This is a genomic window from Allobosea sp. GW823-FHT01F03 (genome assembly GCF_058798075.1).
In genome coordinates this window covers 146859-165751 of the sequence record NZ_CM179505.1, presented here as the reverse complement: position 1 = coordinate 165751, position 18893 = coordinate 146859, and the positions used below count along the sequence as shown (strand labels likewise).

The following is an 18893-nucleotide window of genomic DNA, read 5'->3' as shown; positions in this document are numbered from 1 at the left end:
CGCGGGCCCTATATGTGCTGATCTCAGCGCGCGGCGATGACCGCGATCTCGACCGTGAACTGCGGGCCGGCGAGCTTGGCCTCGACCGTGGCGCGTCCGGGCGCGTTGCCCTGCGAGACCCAGGCGTCCCAGACGGCGTTCATCTCGGCGAAGGTCGACATGTCGGAAAGCCAGATGTTGACCATCAGCAGCTTGCTCTTGTCCGAACCGGCCTCGGCCAGGAGACCGTCGATGATCCCGAGGATTTCCTTGGTCTGCTCGGCGACGCTCTTGCCCGCCGCCTTGTCGGCGACCTGGCCGGCCAGATAGACGGTGTCGCCGTGCACGACGGCCTTGGACATGCGGGGGCCGGGGGCGATGCGCTTGATGCTCATGACCTATCTCTCCACTAGGATGGGGTTTGCTGGTAGCCCGAGACCTCCGGCTGCGCAATCGCTGCGAGCGCCGGGCCGGCAAGCGGACGCTGTTTTTCCGGCTATTACGACGCTTTCGCAAAGAGATAGGCTGCCGTCTCGCGCCAGGTGACGTCCTCGATCTAGGAGGCGGCGACCCAGCCGGCCCAGAGCAGGGCATAGCGCGCCGCCTTGCCGATGAACACCAGCAGGACGAAGCGGCCGAGCGGATAGTTCAGCGATCCCGCGACGAAGGTCAGCGGATCGCCGCCGATCGGCAGCCAGGCGAAGAGCAGGGACGGCCAGCCGAAGCGGGCGAACCAGCTCTGGGCCTTGGCGAAGCGCACCGGGTCCGGCCGCAGCCGCGCCGGCAGGCGCTCGATCCCGCCTTTGGCGATTAGCCGGCCGAGCCACCAGTTGATCACCGAGCCGGCGGTATTGGCGACGCTCGCCACGAGGAAGAGCAGCAGCGGATCGACGGTCTTCGCCGCGAGCAATCCAAGGAAGACCGCTTCGGACTGGGCCGGCAGCAGTGTCGCGGCGACCAGGGCGGCGCCCGCCATCAGACCGAGCGAGGAGAGGGTTTCCATTCAACGGTCCGAAGGCAGGCCGGAAGCTGAGCCCTCATCCTGAGGCGCTGCGCAGCAGCATCTCGAAGGATGTTCAAGAGCGCACTGGAGCATCCTTCGAGACGCAAGGCTCGCGCCTTGCTCCTCAGGATGAGGGATCGGAAACTCGGGTAGTTCCGGACTCAAAGCCGTCGCAGCGCGACCTGCTGGATGCGATGGCTGGCGCCTTTGGTCAGGATCAGGCTGGCGCGCTGCCGCGTCGGCAGGATGTTCTCGCGCAGATTCGGCAGGTTGATGCCGGTCCAGAGATTCTCGGCGATCGCGAGCGCCTCCTCCTCGCCGATCTCGGCATATTTGCGGAAGAAGGAGCGCGGGTCGCGGAAGGCGGTCTGGCGCAGGGTCATGAAGCGGTTGACGTACCAGCGGTGCAGATCGTTCTCGTCGGCGTCGAGATAGACCGAGAAGTCGAAGAAGTCCGAGACGAAGGGGATCACCGAGCCGTCCTTCGGCAGGCGGCTCGCCTGCAGCACGTTGAGCCCTTCGAGGATCAGGATGTCCGGCCGCTCGACCGTGACCTGCTCGCCGGGCACGACGTCGTAGACGAGATGCGAATAGACCGGCGCGGCGACGGCGCGCTTGCCGGCTTTCACATCCGAGACGAAGCGCAGCAGCGCCGCCCCGTCATAGCTCTCCGGGAAGCCCTTGCGCTGCATCAGCCCGCGCCGTTCCAGCTCGGCATTGGGCAGGAGGAAGCCGTCGGTGGTGACGAGCTCGACCTTCGGCGTGTTCGGCCAGCGCGAGAGCAGGGCCTGGAGCACGCGCGCCGTGGTCGATTTTCCGACCGCGACCGAGCCGGCGACGCCGATGATATAGGGGACCTTGACCTCGGCCTCGGCCATCAGGAAGCGCTGGGTCGCCTTGAACAGCCCTTGCGTCGCCGCGACGTAGAGCGAGAGCAGGCGCGACAGCGGCAGATAGATCGCGACGATCTCGTCGAGCGAGATCGGGTCGTTGATCGATTGCAGCCTGGTCAGGTCGTCGACCGAGAGGGTCAGCGGCGTGTCGGCGCGCAGATGGGCCCATTCGTCGCGCGTGAAGGCACGGTAGGGCGAGACCAGCTCGGGGTCCTTGGACGAGAGGGCGAGACGCTGGTCCATGGTGAAGCGACCCGCATTCCAGGCTTCGAGGTTCAACGCGTGACTCGCCTCGTGTTCAACGCGGGCGAGCGGCCTTTTCTGCCAGGCCGGAACGCCCCGTTCGAGCCTCAAGCTGGCTCAACACGTCCCGCAATGCAACATTCCGAGCCCTGAGCACAACCAAAAGATGATAGAGCAGGTCGGCGCTTTCGGCGATCAGCTCCTCGCGATCGCCCTTCACGGCGGCGATCACCGCCTCGACCGCCTCTTCGCCGAGCTTCTTGGCGGCCCGCTCCGGGCCGGCGGCCAAGAGCTTGGCCGTCCAGGATTCCTCCGGAGAGGCGGCGCCGCGTTCGGCGACGATGCGTTCGAGATCGGCGAGGGTGAAGGTGGTCATCGCGATCAGTCCAGCCGCATGGCGAGGCCGGCCGCCGCCATGTGTGCCTTCGCCTGCGGGATGGTGAAGGTCCCGAAATGGAAGATCGAGGCGGCGAGCACGGCCGAGGCATGGCCGTCGCGCACGCCCTCGACGAGATGGTCGAGCGTGCCGACGCCGCCGGACGCGATCACCGGCACGGCGACCGCATCGGCGACCCGCCGCGTCAATTCGATGTCGAAGCCGGTCTTGGCGCCGTCGCGATCCATCGAGGTCAAAAGGATCTCGCCGGCACCCAATGAGGCGACCTCTCGGGCATAGGCGACGGCGTCGAGCCCGGTCGGGTTGCGCCCGCCATGGGTGAAGATCTCCCAGCGTTCCGGTGAGACCTGCTTGGCGTCGATCGCGACGACGATGCATTGCGCGCCGTATTTCTGCGCGGCCTCGCGCACGAATTCGCGCCGCTTCACCGCTTCCGTCATGATCGAGACCTTGTCGGCCCCGGCCAGCAGCAACTGCCTGATATCCTCGAGCGAGCGCACGCCGCCGCCGACCGTCAGCGGCATGAAGCAGGCCTCGGCCGTGCGCGTCACCACGTCGAACAGGATGCCGCGATCTTCGCTGCTCGCCGTTATGTCGAGGAAGCAGAGTTCGTCTGCGCCGGCCGCATCATAGGCCTTGGCCGCCTCGACCGGATCGCCGGCATCGACGAGGTCGAGGAACTGCACGCCCTTGACGACGCGGCCGTCCTTGACGTCGAGGCAGGGGATAATGCGGGTTTTCAGGGTCATGTCTGTTTGCCGGCGAAAAGGCGAAAGGTAATGGCGCGCGACCCTAGAGCAAGCGCCGCCCGGTTGGAATGCTCCCGGCCGCAGGGCCGCCCGCGATTGAAGCGGCCGCGGGCTCCTGCTTTCCTGACGCAAGGGCCGTCCGAGCCCGCAAAGGGGAAGCCGTTCGTGAAGATCACCACACTCGTCGCCGGCGCCGTCAGGGGCGCCGCGTTCCTGGCCGCCATGGGCCTCGCATTCTCCGGGGCTCGCGCCCAGGCGCCGGCCAGCCAGCTCGACACCATCCTGGGCGCCGGCACGCTGCGCATCTGCACGGCGGGCGACTACAAGCCGTTCACCGTCGCGGTCGGCGAGGGCTATGAGGGCGTCGACATCGAGATGGCGCAGTCGCTCGCCAAGGCGCTCGGCGTCGAGCCGCGGTTCGTGCGCACAAAATGGGCCGATCTGATGCCGGATTTCCTCGCCGGCAAATGCGATATCGCCATGGGCGGCATCGGCGTCACGCTCGAGCGCCAAAAGCGCGCCTTCTATTCGGCGCCGACGCTCGCCACCGGCAAGGTCCCGCTGGTGCGCTGCGCCGACAAGGACAAGCTCCAGACCGTCGCCGACATCGACAAGCCCGGCACCACCGTGATCTTCAATCCCGGCGGCACCAATGAGCGCTTCGCCCGCACCAGCTTCAAGCAGGCCAAGCTGCAACTCCACACCGACAATGTCTCGATCTTCGACGAGATCCTCGCCGGCCGTGCCGACGTGATGATCACCGAGGCGCGCGAGGCGACGATCCAGGAGAGGCTCAAGCCCGGCCTCTGCGCGGTCAACACCGACAAGCCGCTGACTTTCTCGGAGATCGGTTATCTGCTGCCGCGCGGCGACGTCGTCTTCAAGGCCTTCGTCGACCAGTGGCTGCACATCGCGAAGTCGACCGGCGAATACCAGCGCATCTTCGACAAGCATTTCCGCTGAGGAAGGTATCGGCAATTCCGCTCGGATTTGCCGGAGCGCCTTAACCGGAGCCCAACGCTCGCTTGTGCATTCTGCGCTGCCTGCCGTAAGGGCAGCGCAGAGATCGGGCCCGGCGCTCCGCCGGGCCGCTTCGGGGGGAAGATCATGTGTGACCAATGCGCTGATGGGCTGTCCGTCTCGGGCTCGCGTCGTGGCTTTCTCAGGGCGGGCGGGCTCCTGGCGCTCGGCGCCTGCTTGCCGGGCGTCGCGGGCCTAAGCTCGGCCGCGCATGCCCAGAGCCCGGCCGTCAATGGCGACGAGGCCCTGAAGCGGCTGGTCGAGGGCAATGCCCGCTATGTCGCAGGCCAGCTCAGCGAGCGTGACTTCTCGGCCGGCCGTGCCGCGCGCGCCGCCTCGCAGTCGCCGTTCGCCTCGATCGTCAGCTGCGCCGATTCCCGCGTCGCACCCGAGCTCGCCTTCGACCAGGGGCCGGGCCAGCTCTTCGTCACCCGCGTCGCCGGCAATTTCGTCAACAAGGACACGCTGGCCAGCCTCGAATTCGGGGCGCAGGTTCTGGGCTCGCAGTTCATCCTCGTGCTCGGCCATACCAGCTGCGGCGCGATCTCGGCGACGATCGACGTGGTCAAGAACAAGACCAAGCTTCCCGGCCACTTGCCGGCGCTGGTCGAGGCGATCCGCCCGGCCGTCCTCGCCGCCCAGAAGGAGAAGCCGCAGGACATGCTGGACGCCGCGACCATCGCCAATGTCAGGCTCAACGTCGAGAGACTGAAGAAGGCGACGCCGATCCTCTCGAAGCGCTTCGCCGAGAAGAAGCTGGTCGTGGTTGGCGGCGTCTACGATCTCGCCACCGGCAAGGTGAACCTGGTCTGAGCGGCGACGGCGGGCGTCATCGCAGCGCGATCTCGCGCGTGGCGATCGCCCAGAGGTCGTAGGGACAGGCCTCGGGAAAGACGGACGCATCCAGCCCCGTCTCGCTGGATGCCTCCAGGCGTGCACGCCGATAGGCCCGCGCCAGTGCCTCGTCGAAACGCGGTTTGAGACCCGGGCTGTCCTTGAGGATGTCAGCCAGTTCAAGTCGCTGGCTGGCGATGGTCAGCTCCCAGCTCCGGCTGCGCTTTTCGGGCTGATGGTCCCATTTCAGCAGGTGCATGGTCAGGACGCGCAAGGCGCTGACAAGCGAGTTGAATTCCGCGCGGCCCAAATCTCCGAGCTCCTCGGCAAGATTCGCGGCGTCCAATTCGGAGAGCCTGCCTTGGCGGAGCAGCGCGGCTTGTTCAAGCGCCCAGCCATAGAAATCCTGCTCGTACCGAATGGCACGCGCCGGACGCTTGCTCAGGATGTTCTGGCTCGCCATGGCGGCAGCATAGCACGGCGTCGTGCGATTGGTCAGCGGCGAGCTTCCGCGAGCCTCGCCAGCGCGGCGGCGGGGTCGATCCGCCCGTCATAGAGGGCGCGGCCGGTGATGGCGCCTTCGAGGATCGCGGCATCGGGCGCGCAGAGCCGCTCGATATCGGCCATCGAGGCGAGGCCGCCCGAGGCGATCACCGGGATCGAGAGCGCATGGGCGAGGCCGATCGTGCCGTCCCAGTTGATACCCTCCAGCATCCCGTCGCGGGCGATGTCGGTGTAGATGATCGCCGCGACGCCGGCATCCTCGAAGCGCCGGCCGAGATCGTCGGCGGCGAGCGCCGAGGTCTCCGCCCAACCTTCCACGGCGACATAGCCGTCACGCGCATCGATGCCGACCGCGACCTTGCCCGGGAAGGCCTTTGCCGCATCGCGCACGAAGGCGGGATCGCGCACCGCCGCCGTGCCGATGATGACGCGGGCGATGCCCTTCTCGAGCCAGCCCTCGACCGTCTTCATGTCGCGGATGCCGCCGCCGAGTTGGACCGGAAAGGCGACGCGCTTCAGGATCGCCTCGACGGCGCCGGCATTCATCGGCTTGCCGGCGAAGGCGCCGTCGAGATCGACGACATGCAGCCATTGGAAGCCCTGGGCCTCGAAGGTCGCGGCCTGGGCGGCGGGATCGTCGTTGAAGATCGTCGCCTGCTCCATATCGCCCTGTTTCAGGCGAACGCAGCGGCCTTCCTTGAGGTCGATGGCGGGGAAAAGGATCAAGGCTTCCACCTCAGGAAATTAGCGATCAGCGCGAGGCCGAGCCTCTGGCTCTTCTCGGGATGGAACTGCGTGCCGGCCATGTTGCCCTGCGCGACCATGGCGGTGACCGGGCCGCCATAGTCGGTCAAAGCGAGCACGTCCTGCGCCCGTTCGGCGACGAGCGCGTAGGAGTGCACGAAATAGGCGTGCCAGCCGGCGGGGCCGGTCTCGATTCCGTCGAGCAGGGCGTGCTCGTCCTGCTTGTGCAGGGTGTTCCAGCCCATATGCGGGATCTTCAGGCTCTCATCCTGCGGGCGGATCAGGCTGACATCGCCGGGAATCCAGCCGAGCCCTTGCGTGGTGACGTATTCCAGCCCGCAGCTCGCCATCAATTGCATGCCGACGCAGATGCCGAGGAAGGGCCGGCCCTTGCCGCGCACCGTGTCCTCGAGCGCTTCGACCATGCCGGCGACCGCATCGAGCCCGGCCCGGCAATCGGCGAAGGCGCCGACGCCCGGCAGCACGATACGGTCGGCGGCGCGGACCGCGTCGGGATCGCTGGTGACGTGGATGCTGGCGGCGATGCCCGCTTCATCGGCCGCGCGCTCGAAGGCTTTTGCGGCCGAGTGCAGATTGCCAGAGCCGTAATCGACGATGGTGACGGTCTGGCTCATCGTCCGCTCGCTTCCGGGAAGAGGCCGATCACCGGCGTCGGTCCGCCTGCGAAGCGGGCCGGCGCGTTCGTTGGGGTCACGGGGCGCGGGGCTGCGCCTTCCGGCAGGGCACGCTCGAAATAGCGGCGCTCGGCGCTGGAAAGGTCCGGCGCCTCAACGATGTCGACGAGCCGCCAGCCTTTGCGCGTCAGCTTGCGCGCGATCAGATTCTGGCCTTCGAGGCCGAGGAAGATGCCGAGCGCCAGATGCGACAGCGAGACCGCGGCGAAGGAGAAGCCAAACTGGCGCTGGAGATAGATGATGCCGCCCCAGGCCAAGCCGTAGAGCAGGAAAGCGAGCCAGAGCCGCTTCAGCAAGAGCCAGAACCCGCCGAACAGGAAGGCAGACCAGGTGAAGCTCTCGGGCAGGACGCGTGCCTGCTCGATTTCCTCGCGCAACCCGCCGGCACCGGGCGGCGGAATCAGGACCTGATAGAACGCCATGGCATCGGCCCCTTACAGCGCACCCTTGGTCGAGGGCACGCGGCCGCCCTCGCGCGGGTCGACTTCCAGCGCCTGGCGCAGCGCCCGCGCCAGCCCCTTGAAGCAGCTCTCGGCGATATGGTGGGCGTTGTCGCCATAGAGCGTCTCGACATGCAGGGTGATGCCGGCATTCATGGCGAAGGCCTGGAAGAACTCGCGCACCAGCTCGGTGTCGAAGCTGCCGATCTTCTGCGCCTTGAACTCGGTGCGGAAGACCAGGAAGGGCCGGCCCGAGACGTCGACCGCGACGCGGGTCAGCGTCTCGTCCATCGGCAGATGCACGTCGGCATAGCGGCGGATGCCCTTCTTGTCGCCGAGCGCCTGTTTCAGGGCCTCGCCGAGCGCGATGCCGGCATCCTCGACCGAGTGGTGGTCGTCGATATGGGTGTCGCCCTTTACCGCGACCGTGGTGTCGATCAGCGAATGCCGGGCGAACAGGTCGAGCATATGGTCGAAGAAGCCGACGCCGCTCGAAATCTCGGCCTTGCCGGTGCCGTCGAGCACGAGCTTCACCGCGATGTCGGTTTCGTTGGTACGGCGCTTGACCTCGCCCGAACGCATGCTGACCTCTGTCACCCTTAAGAAAACCGTGCCCGCTTTAGCAGGCGTGGGCGCAGATCGCTATCCCGGCGGCGGGCCGAAGCGGCGAAGGAAGGCCCGTGCCCGCGGCAGGGCATCGTGCAGGAACTGGCCGGGCTCGCGCAGCCAGAGGCTGTCATAGGTCTTCGATTTCGCTTCGCTGATCAGCACGTCCTGCGGCAAGGGTACCAGCGTGCCGTCCCAGCCCGGCCACCAGAGCCGGCCCTTGGTCCAGTGATGAGCAATCAGAGCCTCCTCGCAGCGATAGCCGTGAAAATCGAAGGCCGTCTTTCCGTTGGTGACGAAGACATGGTTCCCGGTGAAACCCCCGGCCGGCCTGATCCAGACAGCGCGGAAACCGTGCCACGGATAGGCGTCCAGAAAGGCGTAAGCGAGGATGTGACAGGCGCCGCAGGCGAAGAAGGCCCGTTCAGACAGATTCCAGCGTTTGACCGGGTCGCTCTTGATACCGGGCTTCAGCCTGAACATGTTGGCGGTTCCTGTTGACCGTTTGCCCGAGATCGAATCGCAATGTCTGAGACTAGCAATGCCCCGCTGATGCACGCGACCACCATCCTGATGGTGCGCAAGGGCGGCCGCGTCGTGATCGGCGGCGACGGCCAGGTCTCACTCGGCCCGACGATCATGAAGGGCAATGCCAGGAAGGTGCGCCGCCTCGCCAAGGGTGCGGTGATCGCCGGTTTCGCCGGCGCCACCGCCGACGCCTTCACCCTGTTCGAACGGCTCGAGGCCAAGCTCGAGCAATATCCGACGCAGCTGCTGCGCGCCTGCGTCGAGCTCGCAAAGGACTGGCGCACCGACCGTTATCTGCGCCGGCTGGAGGCGATGCTGCTCGTCGCCGACAAGGAGGTCTCGCTGCTGATCTCCGGCACCGGCGACGTGCTGGAACCCGAGGCGAGCGAGCACGGCTCGGTGATGGCGATCGGCTCCGGCGGTAATTACGCGCTCGCCGCCGCCCGCGCGCTGGTCGATGTCGAACCCGATGCCGAGACGATCGTCCGCAAGGCGATGAAGATCGCTGGCGATATCTGCGTCTACACCAACCATTCCCTCGTCATCGAGAGCCTGGAATTGGCATGATCCGCGAGGAGGATCTGCAGGCCGCGGTCGCAGAGGGCATCATCGACCAGGCCCAGGCGGTGCGCCTCAGCCATCTGGCGCGGCTGCGCCGCGAGGCCGTTTCCCCGCTCGCCGGCGATGTCGCCGCAGAGGATAGCCGCGCGGTCGATCCCGATGACGAGCGCTTTCGGCTGATCGGCGGCTTCAACGACGTCTTCGTCACCATCGGGGTCGGGCTCCTCGCCTCGGCGCTGCTCGGGCTGACGCAACTGCTCGGCCTCGGCGAGGCTTTCGCCCTGACCGGCCTCGTCGTCGCCTGGGGGCTGGCGGAATGGTTCTCGCGCCGCATGCGGCTCGCTTTGCCGTCGATTGCGCTTGCCCTGATGTTCGCGGCTGCCGCCGGCTTCCTGGCCTTGCTCGCCGTCGAGCTGCTGGTCCAGCAGGCGGCGATTCGCGGCGAGGCACGGCAAGGCTGGCTGCTGATCGGCGGTGGGCTCGCCGGTGCGCTCGCGGCGGGCCTGCACCATTGGCGGTTTCGCGTGCCGATCGATGCTGCGATCACCGCGGCCGGCTGCGTCGCCGTGCTCGCGGGATTGCTGACTCTCGCCGATCCCCGGCTGATCGAGAACCATTTGACCGCCTTGGCCTTCCTGGTCGGCGTCGGCATCTTCCTCTTCGCCATGCGCGCCGATATGAGCGACCCGCGCCGGCTGACGCGCCGCTCCGATGGCGCCTTCTGGCTGCATCTGCTCGCCGCGCCGCTGATCGTCCACCCGACGATCCAGCTCGCGACCGGCGGCATCGGCGATATCGGCACCGGCAAGGCACTGGTCGTGCTCGTGCTGTTCGTCCTGCTCGGGCTGGTCGCGCTGGTGATCGACCGCCGCGCCCTGATCGTCTCCGGGCTGAGCTATGCCGGCATCGCCATCGCCTATCTGCTGGCCCAGCGCGTCGAGGGTGGGCTCGGCCTGCCGCTGACCCTGCTCGGTCTGGCGGTCGTGGTGCTCGGGCTTTCCGCCGGCTGGCGCTCGCTGAGAACGCTGATCGTCCCGCGGCTTCCGCTGGGCGTGCTGGCGGATCGCTTGCCGCCGGTCTTCCTGCAGGGCTCGCCATGAGCGGGTCGGATAATCTCGCCGCGATCCGCGCCTATGAGAAGGCCGGCTTCACCGCTCTCCAAGAACGCGATACCGGCGACGGTCGCGCGCTGATCATGGTCCAGGAACCTGTTTGATGACGTCGTTTTCCCCCCGCGAGATCGTCTCCGAGCTCGATCGCTACATCGTCGGCCAGAACGACGCCAAGCGCGCCGTCGCCATCGCGCTGCGCAATCGCTGGCGCCGGCAGCAGCTCGAAGGCCCGCTGCGTGAGGAGGTCGCGCCCAAGAACATCCTGATGATCGGGCCGACCGGCTGCGGCAAGACCGAGATCGCAAGGCGCCTCGCCAAGCTGGCGAACGCGCCCTTCCTCAAGGTCGAGGCGACCAAGTTCACCGAGGTCGGCTATGTCGGCCGCGACGTCGAATCGATCGTGCGCGACCTCGTCGAGGTCGCGATCGGGCTGGTCCGCGACCTCAGGCGCAAGGACGTCCAGGCCAAGGCGCATGTCGCCGCCGAGGAGCGCGTGCTCGATGCGCTCGTCGGGGCGACGGCGAGCACGACGACGCGCGACGCCTTCCGCCGCAAGCTGCGCGCCAACGAGCTCGACGACAAGGAGATCGAGATCGAGGTCGCCTCGGGCGGTTCCGGCCAGCCCATGTTCGAGGTCCCCGGCATGCCCGGCGCCTCGATCGGTGCGATCAACCTCTCCGACATGTTCGGCAAGGCCTTCGGCCAGAAGGGCAAGCCGCGGCGCGTCCAGGTCAAGGACGCCTATGGACCGCTGCTCGCCGAGGAGAGCGACAAGCTGATCGATCAGGATGCGATCGTCCAGCAGGCGATCCGCGAGGTCGAGAACAATGGCATCGTCTTCCTCGACGAGATCGACAAGATCTGTGCCCGCGAGGGCCGCTCCGGCGCCGATGTCTCGCGCGAGGGCGTGCAGCGCGACCTGCTGCCGCTGATCGAGGGCACCACCGTCGCGACCAAGCACGGGCCGGTGAAGAGCGACCACATCCTGTTCATCGCCTCGGGCGCCTTCCACGTCTCGAAGCCCTCAGACCTGCTGCCGGAGCTGCAGGGCCGCCTGCCGATCCGCGTCGAACTCTCGCCGCTCGACGTCGAGGACTTCAAGCGCATCCTGACCGAGACCGAGGCCAGCCTGATCAAGCAGTCGGTGGCGATGCTGGCGACCGAGCAGGTCGAGATTTCCTTCTCGCCCGATGCGATCGACGCGATCGCCAGGATCGCGGTCGCGGTGAACGCCACGGTCGAGAACATCGGCGCGCGCCGGCTCCAGACCGTGATCGAGCGCATCCTCGACGAGATTTCCTTCACCGCCACCGATCGCGGCGGCGAGAAGGTCGAGATCGACGCCGCCTATGTCGAGGCGAGGATCGGCGACCTCGCCAGGAATGCCGATCTCAGCCGGTTCATTCTGTAGCGCGAGAGTTTGGTGGCCTGATGCCGATATGTCAGATCGTGGCGTCGCCGTTGAATTCGACGACGCCACGCAGATCACCGACGCCGATGAACAAGGCGAAGACGTAGATTTGGCGCGTAGGGAAGGCAGGATGGCGCCTGAGTGGCATTGCACCGTCGTGCGCAAGCCGTAATTCAATAGCGGTGCGAACGCCATCGAGCCTATCTGCCGGTATGCAGCGCGCCAGCCCCTGCTCGGCTAGGTCGGACCAGATGACTTGCCGCATATCGCTCAGCCAGCGTGCGCGTGCTCTCGCATCTGCGCTGCGGCCCAGACCATATCATCATCGGTAATCTCGGTCGGCACGAGCCAATAGGCTGTCTCATAGGGGATGACGGCACCGATCTCGAAGGCGTGCCATGCCTCATTGTGGCTCAGCTCAGAAATTGCCGTGGCGCTGTAGTCGCCGACGAACCTCAGGACTTCATCCAGCAGGGCGCGGTCTTCGTCCGACAAACGGTTCGTCGATGGTTCGCGTAGCGTGTGAAACGCGTATTTGGGCAAGCCGAAGTAGTTTTCCTGCGACACGCGGATCGCTCCATCGCTGGCGAGCTCGTCGAGCTCCCGGGTCAGGTGCCGGGCGGTCGGTCCGAATTTTTGCTTGATATAGTCGACGCCGGTCAACGGCTGCCCCTTGTCGATAAAGTGCAGCATATCCGCGAAGTATAGCGCCTTGTGGAGCTTTATCTTGCCGAAATCATCGCCTGCATGCCGGCAGAGGTAGTGGACGACAGCCTTGAATTTCTCCCGATCGAATTCTGGCTTCATGGCACCCACCGGTCTAGTTGAAGTGAATCAGCAACTGAACAAAAGGGCAACGGCTAAGTTGTGACGTCCGCTTCCGCGCCGCCCGAGCCAAGCTCCCCCCGTCTCGCCCGCGATTCCCTCGTCGTCGGCGCGGCGACGATCCTGTCGCGCCTGCTCGGTTTCGCCCGCGACGTGCTGATCGCCCGCGTGCTCGGCACCGGGCCGGTGGCGGATGCCTTTCTCGCGGCGCTGCGCCTGCCCAATCTGGTCCGCCGCGTGCTCGGCGAGGGCGGGCTGAACGCGCCCTTCGTGCCGCTCTATCTTGCGATCAAGGCCGAGCACGGCGAGGCGGCGGCGCGGCGCTTCGCCGGCGAGGCGGCGAGCCATCTTTGCCTGCTGCTGCTGCTCTTCGTCGCCCTGGCCGAGCTGTTCGCGCCCTGGGTGGTCCTCGGCCTCGCCGGCGGCTTTGCCGGGGAGCCCGACACGCTGGCGCTCGCCGCCTTCTATACCCGCCTGATGCTGCCCTTCGTGCTGCTGACGACGCTCGCGGCTCTGCTCGCGGCGCTGCTCAATGCCGAGGGCCGCTTCACGGTCGCGGCGCTGGCGCCGGCGCTGATGAACGCGATCCTGCTTGTCGCCCTGCTCGTCGAGCTCTTCCGCGGCGGGTCGAGCGCCGAGAGCGCGACCCTGCTCGCCGCCGGCCTCAGCCTGACCGGGCTTGCCCATCTCGCCTTGATCCTCGCTCCCCTGCGCCGAATCGGCCTGCCGCGCCCGAGCCTGCGTTGGTCGCGCGACATGACGCGGCTGGTCAGGACCGGCGGCGCGACCCTGCTTGCGGCATCGGCGGCGCAGCTCATCCTGCTGGTCTCGACCCAGATCGCCTCCACGGAAGCCGGCTCGGTCGCCGCGCTCTATTATGCCGACCGCATCTTCCAGCTGCCGCTCTCCTTCTTCGGCGTGGCGATGGGCACGGTCGTGCTCTCGGCCATGGCGGGCGAGCAGGCGCAGGCGGCGCATGATGCGCTGCTCGGCCGCGCTTTGGCGCTCGGCCTCGCCCTCGCCATCCCTGCCGCGACCGCCCTGTTCCTGCTGGCGGAGCCGATCGTCTCGGTGCTGTTCGAGCAGGGCCGCTTCGGCGCCGCCGACCGGGCGCGCACCGCCGCCGCGCTTTCAGCCTTCGCCTTAGGCCTGCCCTTCGCGCTCGTCGCCAAGGTCTTCGGCCAGGCCTATTTCGTCCGGCGCCGGCCGCGCCTGCCCCTGCTCACGGGGTTCGCCGCCGTACTCGTCGCGGCCGGCGCCGGCTATGCCCTGCTCGGCTGGCGCGACGCCGCGATGATCGGCGCGCTGGCCGCGAGCCTCGCCTTCCTCGTCCAGGCGCTGCTGCTAACGGGCTGCCTGCTGCGGGAGCGGCTGTGGCGGCCCGACGCTGCGACGATTCGCGCCATCCTCGCCATTCTGCTCGCGGCGGCGCTGATGGCGGCGGCGCTCGCGGTCCTGTTGCCGCCTCTGCAGCGCTGGCTCGCCCATGGCCAGCCGGCCTTGTCGCGCGCCGCGGCGCTGGCGGCGCTTTGTCTCGGCGGGGCCCTGGTCTATGGCCTCGCGGGCTGGATGCTCGGGGCTTTCGGGCCGCTGCTCTTGCGCCTTCGCGGCGCTTCCGTCAGAACGCCGCGTTCCTGAGCCGAAAACCTTCGGCCCGGGCCCGATAACGCCAATGACGACGGAGCGCCCGATGGCTGCTTTCCTTCCCCGCGTCTTCTCCGGCATGCAGCCGACCTCGACGCTCCATCTCGGCAATTATCTCGGCGCCCTCGTGAACTGGGTGGCGATGCAGGAAACGCATGACTGCATCTATTGCGTCGTCGACATGCACGCGATCACGCCGTCCATGGAGGTCTGGGGCGGCCCGGTCGAGCTGACCCGCGCCACCCGCGAGGTCGCCGCCGCCTATATCGCCGCCGGCGTCGACCCCAAGCGCAGCATCATCTTCAACCAGAGCCAGGTCACCGGCCATGCCGAGCTCGCCTGGGTCTTCAACACGGTCGCCCGCCTCGGCTGGCTCAACCGCATGACCCAGTTCAAGGAGAAGGCCGGCAAGGACCGCGAGAACGTCTCGGTCGGGCTCTACGATTATCCCGTGCTGATGGCCGCCGACATCCTGCTCTACAAGGCGACCCATGTCCCGGTCGGCGAGGACCAGAAGCAGCATCTCGAGCTGACCCGCGACATCGCCCAGAAGTTCAACAACGACTTCGCCGAGCAGATCGAGAAGCTCGGCACCGGGACCGGCGATCTCGGCTTTTTCCCGCTGCCCGAGCCGATGATCCAGGGTCCGGCGACCCGGGTGATGAGCCTGCGCGACGGCACCAAGAAGATGTCGAAATCCGACGCCTCGGATTTCTCGCGCATCAACCTGACCGACGATGCCGACACCATCGCCCAGAAGATCCGCAAGGCGAAGACCGATCCCGAGGCCCTGCCTTCCGAGGAGAAGGGACTCGAGGGCCGGCCCGAGGCCGAGAACCTCGTCGGCATCTATGCCGGCCTCTCCGGCGCCACCCGCGCGCAGGTCCTCAGCCAGTTCGGCGGTGGCCAATTCTCGGGCTTCAAGGGCGCCCTGGTCGATCTTTCCGTGGCCAAGCTCGGCCCGATCGCCGCCGAGATGCGCCGGCTGCTCGCCGATCCCGGCCATGTCGACGCCATCCTCAGTGACGGCGCCGACCGTGCCGATGCAATCGCCGCGCCGATCATGCGCGACGTCAAGGACATCGTTGGCTTCGTGCGCCGGCGCCAGGCGTCTTAGTCTTTGAGATCAGGCGATTATCCTGCCCGGCCATAGGCGGCCGGGCAAAGTGCGGTCCGGGCGGTCGGCGCGGGCCGGGGCTTGCGCTGACCTTGCGGCGCCTGCCACGATATCAGGCTCGGGAAGCGGCGACAGGCGGCGGCAATGGTCAAGAGACGGCGGTCCTATGAGACGGGCCATCGCCCGAAATTCCTGGCGGTGGTGGACGACAGCCCGGAATGCGCCAAGGCGGTGCGCTTCGCGGCCAGGCGCTGCGCCCGCGTCGGTGCGACCATCGTGCTGCTCGGCGTGGTCACGCCTCCGGCCGAGGAGAACTGGCTCGGCGTCGGCGAGGTGATGCGGGCCGAGGCCGAGGCGGAAGCCGAGGCGCTGATCGCCGCTGCGGCCGCCACGGTGCGCTCGCTCGCCGGGCTCGAGCCCGAGAAGGTGGTGCGTACCGGCATCAAGGCCGACGAGGTGGTCAAGCTGATCGAGGCCGACGAGGACATCTCGCTGCTGGTGCTGGCTGCAGGCACAGGCAGCAACGGGCCGGGGCCGCTGGTCAGCGCGCTCGCCGGCAAGAGCGCCGGGACCTTCCCGATTCCGGTGGCCATCGTTCCCGGCCATCTCGCCGACGAGGAAATCGACGCACTCGCCTGATCCGGCAGGCCGGTGCGGCTGGAATGATTCCAGCAATGGGCCTATATCGGGAACAGGAACGGCGGCCTTGACCCGTCGGTGCCGGAGGTAAGATCCATGTTTATCCAGACCGAAGCCACGCCCAATCCCGCGACCCTGAAATTCCTGCCCGGCCGCAGCGTCTCGCCCGGAGGGCCGGTCGAATTGCGCGACCCGGCACAGGCCGATCGCTCGCCGCTCGCCGCGCGCCTGTTCGGCGTCAAGGGCGTCTCGGCGGTGTTCTTCGGCTCCGACTTCATCACCGTGACCAAGGCGGAGGGCGAATGGCCGCATCTCAAGCCCGCCATCCTCGGCGCGATCATGGAGCACTACATGTCGGGCGCCCCGCTGATGGCGGACGGCGCTGCGGATGCCGGTCCGGAGGAGAGCGAGGAGGAGTTCTTCGCCGACGAGGACGCGCAGACCGTCGAGACGATCAAGGAGCTGCTCGAGACCCGCATCCGTCCGGCCGTGGCCGGCGATGGCGGCGACATCACCTTCCGCGGCTTCAAGGACGGCACGGTCTATCTGGCGATGAAGGGCTCCTGCTCGGGCTGTCCCTCCTCGACCGCGACGCTGAAGCACGGCATCCAGAACCTGCTGCGGCACTTCCTGCCGCAGGTTCGCGAGGTCGAGGCGGTCTGAGCGCCGCCCCGCCTCGGTTCATTCAACATTCTCCGGCGGTCATCCCGGCCGGAGCGCAGCGCAGAGCCGGGATCCATGCCTGAGCCTTCATCGGTGATGTTCCGGCATGGGTCCCGGGTCTTCCTTCGGTCGCCCGGGACGACCGGCCATCTTTCATGCCGGGTAGGCAACTAATGCGCATCCTCGCCATCGACACCGCGCTCGGCGCCTGCTCCGCCTGCGTGCTCGAGGCCGGTGCCACCCAGCCCGTCGCCATCGAGCAGGTGGCGATGGAGCGCGGCCATGCCGAAGCGCTCATGCCGATGATCGAGCGCGTGATGGGCAAGGTCGAGGGAGGCTTTTCCTCGCTCGATCGCGTCGCCGTGACCATCGGCCCCGGCAGCTATACCGGCTTGCGGGTCGGCATCAGCGCGGCCCGCGCCATCGCCTTCGCCGCCGGCATTCCGGCAGTCGGTGTCTCGACCCTGGCGGCGACCGCCGCTCCGCTGATCGGGCGCGAGGGCGGCCGGGTGATCGCCGCCGCGCTCGATGCCAGGCACGGCCAGGTCTGGTTCCAGGCGCTGAACGCGCAGGGCAAGCAGCTGGTCTCGATCCGCCAGGTCAACCATCGCGATGCAGCCCGCGCCATCGGCGCAGGCCCGGTCTCGCTCGTCGGCTCGGCGGCGCTCGCCGTCGCCAACGAGGCCTGGGCGATCGGGCTCGATGCCGTCGTCGTCGACGACGCCAGGGCGCCCGACGTGATCTGGGTCGCGCGGCTCGGCATGATCGCCGATCCGCAGAGCGCCCCGCCGCGCCCGCTCTACCTCAAGGAGCCGGAGACGACGCCGCAGGATCGTGCCCGCCTGCCGCGGCGCTGAGCATGGACTGGCTCGACCGCCTCCGCCACCGCCGTGCGGCCCCGGCCCGGACGGGCCGGCTCGATACGACCCAGGCGCGCCAGGTCGCCGCCTTGCATCATCAGGGCGGCTTCGCCCGGCTCTGGGGTCCCGGCGAATGCGCGGCGCTTCTGGCCGATCCCTCGGTTCTCGCCGATGGCGTCTTCTCCGGCAGCGCCGTCGATCCCTCGGGCTTCGTGATGTCGCGGATCGCCGCCGACGAGGCCGAGATCCTCAGCATCGTCGTCGCCAAGGGAAGCCGGCGTGGCGGTCTCGCCCAGGCGCTGCTGGCGGGGCATCTCGCAAGGCTCGCGGCGCGGGGCGTCGCCCGGCTCTTCCTCGAAGTCGAGGAGACCAATGCGGCCGCGGTCGGCCTATACCGCCAGTTCGGCTTCGCCGAGGTTGGCCGGCGCGAGGGCTATTACCCGAAGCCCGACGGCAGCCGCGCGGCCGCGCTGGTGATGCGGCTCGATCTTGGCTGAGCTGCCCTGGGCCGAGCTGTCCTGCGCGATTGTACGCCATGGACGGGCGGGTGGGCGGCGATTATAGCCGGAACCCTGTGAGCGGAGCTTGGTGCAGAGAATGAACGGCCTGGGTCCCGGAGCGATGCTGCGCATGGCGCTGATCAGCCTCGGAACGCTCGTCCTGATCCCGCCGCAACTGGTCTCGATGCGGCTGGGGGCCGGCCATGGCTTCCTGTTCACGCGCCTGTTCCATCGGCTGGTCTGTCGGGGGCTCGGCGTCCGCGCGGTGATTCGCGGCACGCCTCCTGGTCCCCGCGAGGGCGGGCTGATCGTCGCCAACCATGTCTCCTGGCTCGACATCCCCGTGCTCGGCGCCGCGCGTCCGCTCTCCTTCGTCGCCAAGGCCGAGGTCGCGACCTGGCCGGTGATCGGCTGGCTCTCGACCTTGCAGCGCACCGTCTTCATCGACCGCAAGCGCCGCGGTGCTACCGCCGGCGTCGCCGTGGAGATGGGGCAGAGGCTCTCGGACGGGCAGGCTGTGGTGCTCTTCGCCGAGGGCACGACCGGCGACGGCACCCGCGTCCTGCCCTTGCGTTCCTCGCTGCTCGGCGCTGCCCATGAGGCGGTGCGCGGCGAGAGCGAGGCGGAGGGCGAGGTGACGATCTACCCGCTCTGCATCACCTATCTCGGCTATCACGGCCTGCCCGGCGGGCGGGCGATACGCTCAGCCCTGGCCTGGCATGGCGACACCGAGCTCGCGCCGCATCTGAAGTCGATCCTGGCGGCCGGGGCGGTCGATGTCGAGCTCGCCTGGGGCGAGCCGATCCGGATGGGCCGCAAGCTCTCGCGTAAGGAGGCGACGCGGCTCGCCGAGATCGCCATCCGCCGGGCCCGGCAGGAGGCCGTCACCGGCCGGTCACGCGCTTGAGCAAGCCTCCAGGCGATTC

Annotated in this window: 24 protein-coding genes; 12 read left to right on the top strand and 12 right to left on the bottom strand. The window is 67.9% G+C overall.

What is annotated here, in order from left to right; translation table 11 throughout:
- Window positions 1–23 precede the first annotated feature (23 nt).
- The 5 genes from AC3RCC_RS00795 to hisF all read right to left on the bottom strand — a co-directional run bounded on the left by AC3RCC_RS00795 (window position 24) and on the right by hisF (window position 3264).
- Window positions 24–374 (bottom strand): RidA family protein, encoded by a 351-nt coding sequence (locus tag AC3RCC_RS00795; protein WP_291641043.1) that lies wholly within the window; start codon window positions 372–374, stop codon window positions 24–26.
- Between the two features lie 161 nt (window positions 375–535).
- Window positions 536–982 (bottom strand): YqaA family protein, encoded by a 447-nt coding sequence (locus AC3RCC_RS00790; protein WP_492257302.1) that lies wholly within the window; start codon window positions 980–982, stop codon window positions 536–538.
- A gap of 161 nt (window positions 983–1143) precedes the next feature.
- Entirely contained in the window at window positions 1144–2118 is a 975-nt protein-coding gene (coaA, locus tag AC3RCC_RS00785) for a type I pantothenate kinase (RefSeq protein WP_492258728.1), read from the bottom strand.
- 55 nt (window positions 2119–2173) lie between these two features.
- Window positions 2174–2494 (bottom strand): phosphoribosyl-ATP diphosphatase, encoded by a 321-nt coding sequence (locus AC3RCC_RS00780; protein ID WP_492257301.1) that lies wholly within the window; start codon window positions 2492–2494, stop codon window positions 2174–2176.
- A 5-nt stretch (window positions 2495–2499) separates the two neighbouring features.
- Complete coding sequence (hisF, locus tag AC3RCC_RS00775; protein WP_316019439.1) at window positions 2500–3264, bottom strand: imidazole glycerol phosphate synthase subunit HisF; 765 nt, start codon at window positions 3262–3264, stop codon at window positions 2500–2502.
- A gap of 165 nt (window positions 3265–3429) precedes the next feature.
- Here hisF and AC3RCC_RS00770 point away from each other — a divergent pair, with 165 nt between their 5' ends.
- Both AC3RCC_RS00770 and AC3RCC_RS00765 read left to right on the top strand, forming a co-directional pair.
- Window positions 3430–4227: a transporter substrate-binding domain-containing protein gene (locus AC3RCC_RS00770; RefSeq protein WP_492257300.1), complete on the top strand. Its 798-nt coding sequence runs from the start codon at window positions 3430–3432 to the stop codon at window positions 4225–4227.
- Window positions 4228–4371: 144 nt separating this feature from the next.
- The gene (locus AC3RCC_RS00765; RefSeq protein ID WP_492257299.1) at window positions 4372–5097 is read left to right on the top strand and encodes a carbonic anhydrase; all 726 of its coding nucleotides are present in this window, start codon (window positions 4372–4374) and stop codon (window positions 5095–5097) included.
- A gap of 16 nt (window positions 5098–5113) precedes the next feature.
- Here AC3RCC_RS00765 and AC3RCC_RS00760 read toward each other — a convergent pair whose 3' ends face one another.
- From AC3RCC_RS00760 to AC3RCC_RS00735, 6 genes are read right to left on the bottom strand one after another with little or no spacing between them, the layout of a single operon-like run.
- Window positions 5114–5581, bottom strand: coding sequence for a DUF29 domain-containing protein (locus AC3RCC_RS00760; RefSeq protein ID WP_327522464.1), 468 nt, complete (start codon window positions 5579–5581; stop codon window positions 5114–5116).
- A 32-nt stretch (window positions 5582–5613) separates the two neighbouring features.
- Window positions 5614–6357: a 1-(5-phosphoribosyl)-5-[(5-phosphoribosylamino)methylideneamino]imidazole-4-carboxamide isomerase gene (gene hisA / locus AC3RCC_RS00755; protein WP_492257298.1), complete on the bottom strand. Its 744-nt coding sequence runs from the start codon at window positions 6355–6357 to the stop codon at window positions 5614–5616.
- On the bottom strand, window positions 6345–7001 hold the full coding sequence (gene hisH, locus AC3RCC_RS00750; protein ID WP_492257297.1) for an imidazole glycerol phosphate synthase subunit HisH: 657 nt from the start codon (window positions 6999–7001) through the stop codon (window positions 6345–6347). Before hisH ends, hisA begins: the two co-directional genes overlap by 13 nt.
- Complete coding sequence (locus AC3RCC_RS00745; protein WP_492257296.1) at window positions 6998–7483, bottom strand: DUF2628 domain-containing protein; 486 nt, start codon at window positions 7481–7483, stop codon at window positions 6998–7000. Before AC3RCC_RS00745 ends, hisH begins: the two co-directional genes overlap by 4 nt.
- Before the next feature lie 12 nt (window positions 7484–7495).
- Window positions 7496–8083 carry an imidazoleglycerol-phosphate dehydratase HisB gene (gene hisB / locus AC3RCC_RS00740; protein ID WP_492257295.1) on the bottom strand — a complete coding sequence of 196 codons (588 nt, stop codon included), beginning with the start codon at window positions 8081–8083 and terminating at the stop codon, window positions 7496–7498.
- Between the two features lie 60 nt (window positions 8084–8143).
- Complete coding sequence (locus tag AC3RCC_RS00735) at window positions 8144–8590, bottom strand: hypothetical protein (protein ID WP_291641066.1); 447 nt, start codon at window positions 8588–8590, stop codon at window positions 8144–8146.
- Window positions 8591–8632: 42 nt separating this feature from the next.
- Here AC3RCC_RS00735 and hslV point away from each other — a divergent pair, with 42 nt between their 5' ends.
- The 3 genes from hslV (at window position 8633) to hslU (ending at window position 11719) form a co-directional block, all read left to right on the top strand.
- Window positions 8633–9202 carry an ATP-dependent protease subunit HslV gene (hslV, locus tag AC3RCC_RS00730; protein ID WP_291641068.1) on the top strand — a complete coding sequence of 190 codons (570 nt, stop codon included), beginning with the start codon at window positions 8633–8635 and terminating at the stop codon, window positions 9200–9202.
- Window positions 9199–10296 carry a hypothetical protein gene (locus tag AC3RCC_RS00725; RefSeq protein WP_291641070.1) on the top strand — a complete coding sequence of 366 codons (1098 nt, stop codon included), beginning with the start codon at window positions 9199–9201 and terminating at the stop codon, window positions 10294–10296. Before hslV ends, AC3RCC_RS00725 begins: the two co-directional genes overlap by 4 nt.
- 115 nt (window positions 10297–10411) lie before the next feature.
- The gene (gene hslU / locus AC3RCC_RS00720) at window positions 10412–11719 is read left to right on the top strand and encodes an ATP-dependent protease ATPase subunit HslU (RefSeq protein WP_291641072.1); all 1308 of its coding nucleotides are present in this window, start codon (window positions 10412–10414) and stop codon (window positions 11717–11719) included.
- Between the two features lie 270 nt (window positions 11720–11989).
- Here the strand turns inward: hslU and AC3RCC_RS00715 are convergent, their stop codons facing one another.
- Window positions 11990–12526 (bottom strand): Panacea domain-containing protein, encoded by a 537-nt coding sequence (locus tag AC3RCC_RS00715; protein WP_492257294.1) that lies wholly within the window; start codon window positions 12524–12526, stop codon window positions 11990–11992.
- A 60-nt stretch (window positions 12527–12586) separates the two neighbouring features.
- On the opposite strand from AC3RCC_RS00715, the gene murJ reads away from it, so the two are divergent.
- From murJ to AC3RCC_RS00680, 7 genes are all read left to right on the top strand, one after another.
- Entirely contained in the window at window positions 12587–14182 is a 1596-nt protein-coding gene (gene murJ, locus AC3RCC_RS00710) for a murein biosynthesis integral membrane protein MurJ (RefSeq protein WP_492257293.1), read from the top strand.
- Window positions 14183–14234: 52 nt separating this feature from the next.
- On the top strand, window positions 14235–15305 hold the full coding sequence (gene trpS, locus AC3RCC_RS00705; RefSeq protein ID WP_291641078.1) for a tryptophan--tRNA ligase: 1071 nt from the start codon (window positions 14235–14237) through the stop codon (window positions 15303–15305).
- Window positions 15306–15449: 144 nt separating this feature from the next.
- Window positions 15450–15944: a universal stress protein gene (locus tag AC3RCC_RS00700; RefSeq protein WP_291641080.1), complete on the top strand. Its 495-nt coding sequence runs from the start codon at window positions 15450–15452 to the stop codon at window positions 15942–15944.
- 96 nt (window positions 15945–16040) lie between these two features.
- Window positions 16041–16607 carry a NifU family protein gene (locus tag AC3RCC_RS00695; protein ID WP_291641082.1) on the top strand — a complete coding sequence of 189 codons (567 nt, stop codon included), beginning with the start codon at window positions 16041–16043 and terminating at the stop codon, window positions 16605–16607.
- A gap of 155 nt (window positions 16608–16762) precedes the next feature.
- Entirely contained in the window at window positions 16763–17464 is a 702-nt protein-coding gene (tsaB, locus tag AC3RCC_RS00690; RefSeq protein ID WP_291641084.1) for a tRNA (adenosine(37)-N6)-threonylcarbamoyltransferase complex dimerization subunit type 1 TsaB, read from the top strand.
- Between the two features lie 2 nt (window positions 17465–17466).
- On the top strand, window positions 17467–17964 hold the full coding sequence (locus AC3RCC_RS00685) for a GNAT family N-acetyltransferase (protein ID WP_492257292.1): 498 nt from the start codon (window positions 17467–17469) through the stop codon (window positions 17962–17964).
- Window positions 17965–18064: 100 nt separating this feature from the next.
- On the top strand, window positions 18065–18874 hold the full coding sequence (locus AC3RCC_RS00680; RefSeq protein ID WP_291641088.1) for a lysophospholipid acyltransferase family protein: 810 nt from the start codon (window positions 18065–18067) through the stop codon (window positions 18872–18874).
- Window positions 18875–18893: the final 19 nt, after the last annotated feature.

What these genes read in the sequence shown, in the direction of transcription:
- AC3RCC_RS00795 (WP_291641043.1), bottom strand. Translation starts at nt 374, where the DNA reads ATGAGCATCAAGCGCATCGCCCCCGGCCCCCGCATGTCCAAGGCCGTC.
- AC3RCC_RS00790 (WP_492257302.1), bottom strand. Translation starts at nt 982, where the DNA reads ATGGAAACCCTCTCCTCGCTCGGTCTGATGGCGGGCGCCGCCCTGGTC.
- coaA (WP_492258728.1), bottom strand. Translation starts at nt 2,118, where the DNA reads ATGGACCAGCGTCTCGCCCTCTCGTCCAAGGACCCCGAGCTGGTCTCG.
- AC3RCC_RS00780 (WP_492257301.1), bottom strand. Translation starts at nt 2,494, where the DNA reads ATGACCACCTTCACCCTCGCCGATCTCGAACGCATCGTCGCCGAACGC.
- hisF (WP_316019439.1), bottom strand. Translation starts at nt 3,264, where the DNA reads ATGACCCTGAAAACCCGCATTATCCCCTGCCTCGACGTCAAGGACGGC.
- AC3RCC_RS00765 (WP_492257299.1), top strand. Translation starts at nt 4,372, where the DNA reads ATGTGTGACCAATGCGCTGATGGGCTGTCCGTCTCGGGCTCGCGTCGT.
- AC3RCC_RS00760 (WP_327522464.1), bottom strand. Translation starts at nt 5,581, where the DNA reads ATGGCGAGCCAGAACATCCTGAGCAAGCGTCCGGCGCGTGCCATTCGG.
- hisH (WP_492257297.1), bottom strand. Translation starts at nt 7,001, where the DNA reads ATGAGCCAGACCGTCACCATCGTCGATTACGGCTCTGGCAATCTGCAC.
- AC3RCC_RS00745 (WP_492257296.1), bottom strand. Translation starts at nt 7,483, where the DNA reads ATGGCGTTCTATCAGGTCCTGATTCCGCCGCCCGGTGCCGGCGGGTTG.
- hisB (WP_492257295.1), bottom strand. Translation starts at nt 8,083, where the DNA reads ATGCGTTCGGGCGAGGTCAAGCGCCGTACCAACGAAACCGACATCGCG.
- AC3RCC_RS00735 (WP_291641066.1), bottom strand. Translation starts at nt 8,590, where the DNA reads ATGTTCAGGCTGAAGCCCGGTATCAAGAGCGACCCGGTCAAACGCTGG.
- hslV (WP_291641068.1), top strand. Translation starts at nt 8,633, where the DNA reads ATGTCTGAGACTAGCAATGCCCCGCTGATGCACGCGACCACCATCCTG.
- AC3RCC_RS00725 (WP_291641070.1), top strand. Translation starts at nt 9,199, where the DNA reads ATGATCCGCGAGGAGGATCTGCAGGCCGCGGTCGCAGAGGGCATCATC.
- hslU (WP_291641072.1), top strand. Translation starts at nt 10,412, where the DNA reads ATGACGTCGTTTTCCCCCCGCGAGATCGTCTCCGAGCTCGATCGCTAC.
- AC3RCC_RS00715 (WP_492257294.1), bottom strand. Translation starts at nt 12,526, where the DNA reads ATGAAGCCAGAATTCGATCGGGAGAAATTCAAGGCTGTCGTCCACTAC.
- trpS (WP_291641078.1), top strand. Translation starts at nt 14,235, where the DNA reads ATGGCTGCTTTCCTTCCCCGCGTCTTCTCCGGCATGCAGCCGACCTCG.
- AC3RCC_RS00700 (WP_291641080.1), top strand. Translation starts at nt 15,450, where the DNA reads ATGGTCAAGAGACGGCGGTCCTATGAGACGGGCCATCGCCCGAAATTC.
- AC3RCC_RS00695 (WP_291641082.1), top strand. Translation starts at nt 16,041, where the DNA reads ATGTTTATCCAGACCGAAGCCACGCCCAATCCCGCGACCCTGAAATTC.
- tsaB (WP_291641084.1), top strand. Translation starts at nt 16,763, where the DNA reads ATGCCGGGTAGGCAACTAATGCGCATCCTCGCCATCGACACCGCGCTC.
- AC3RCC_RS00685 (WP_492257292.1), top strand. Translation starts at nt 17,467, where the DNA reads ATGGACTGGCTCGACCGCCTCCGCCACCGCCGTGCGGCCCCGGCCCGG.
- AC3RCC_RS00680 (WP_291641088.1), top strand. Translation starts at nt 18,065, where the DNA reads ATGAACGGCCTGGGTCCCGGAGCGATGCTGCGCATGGCGCTGATCAGC.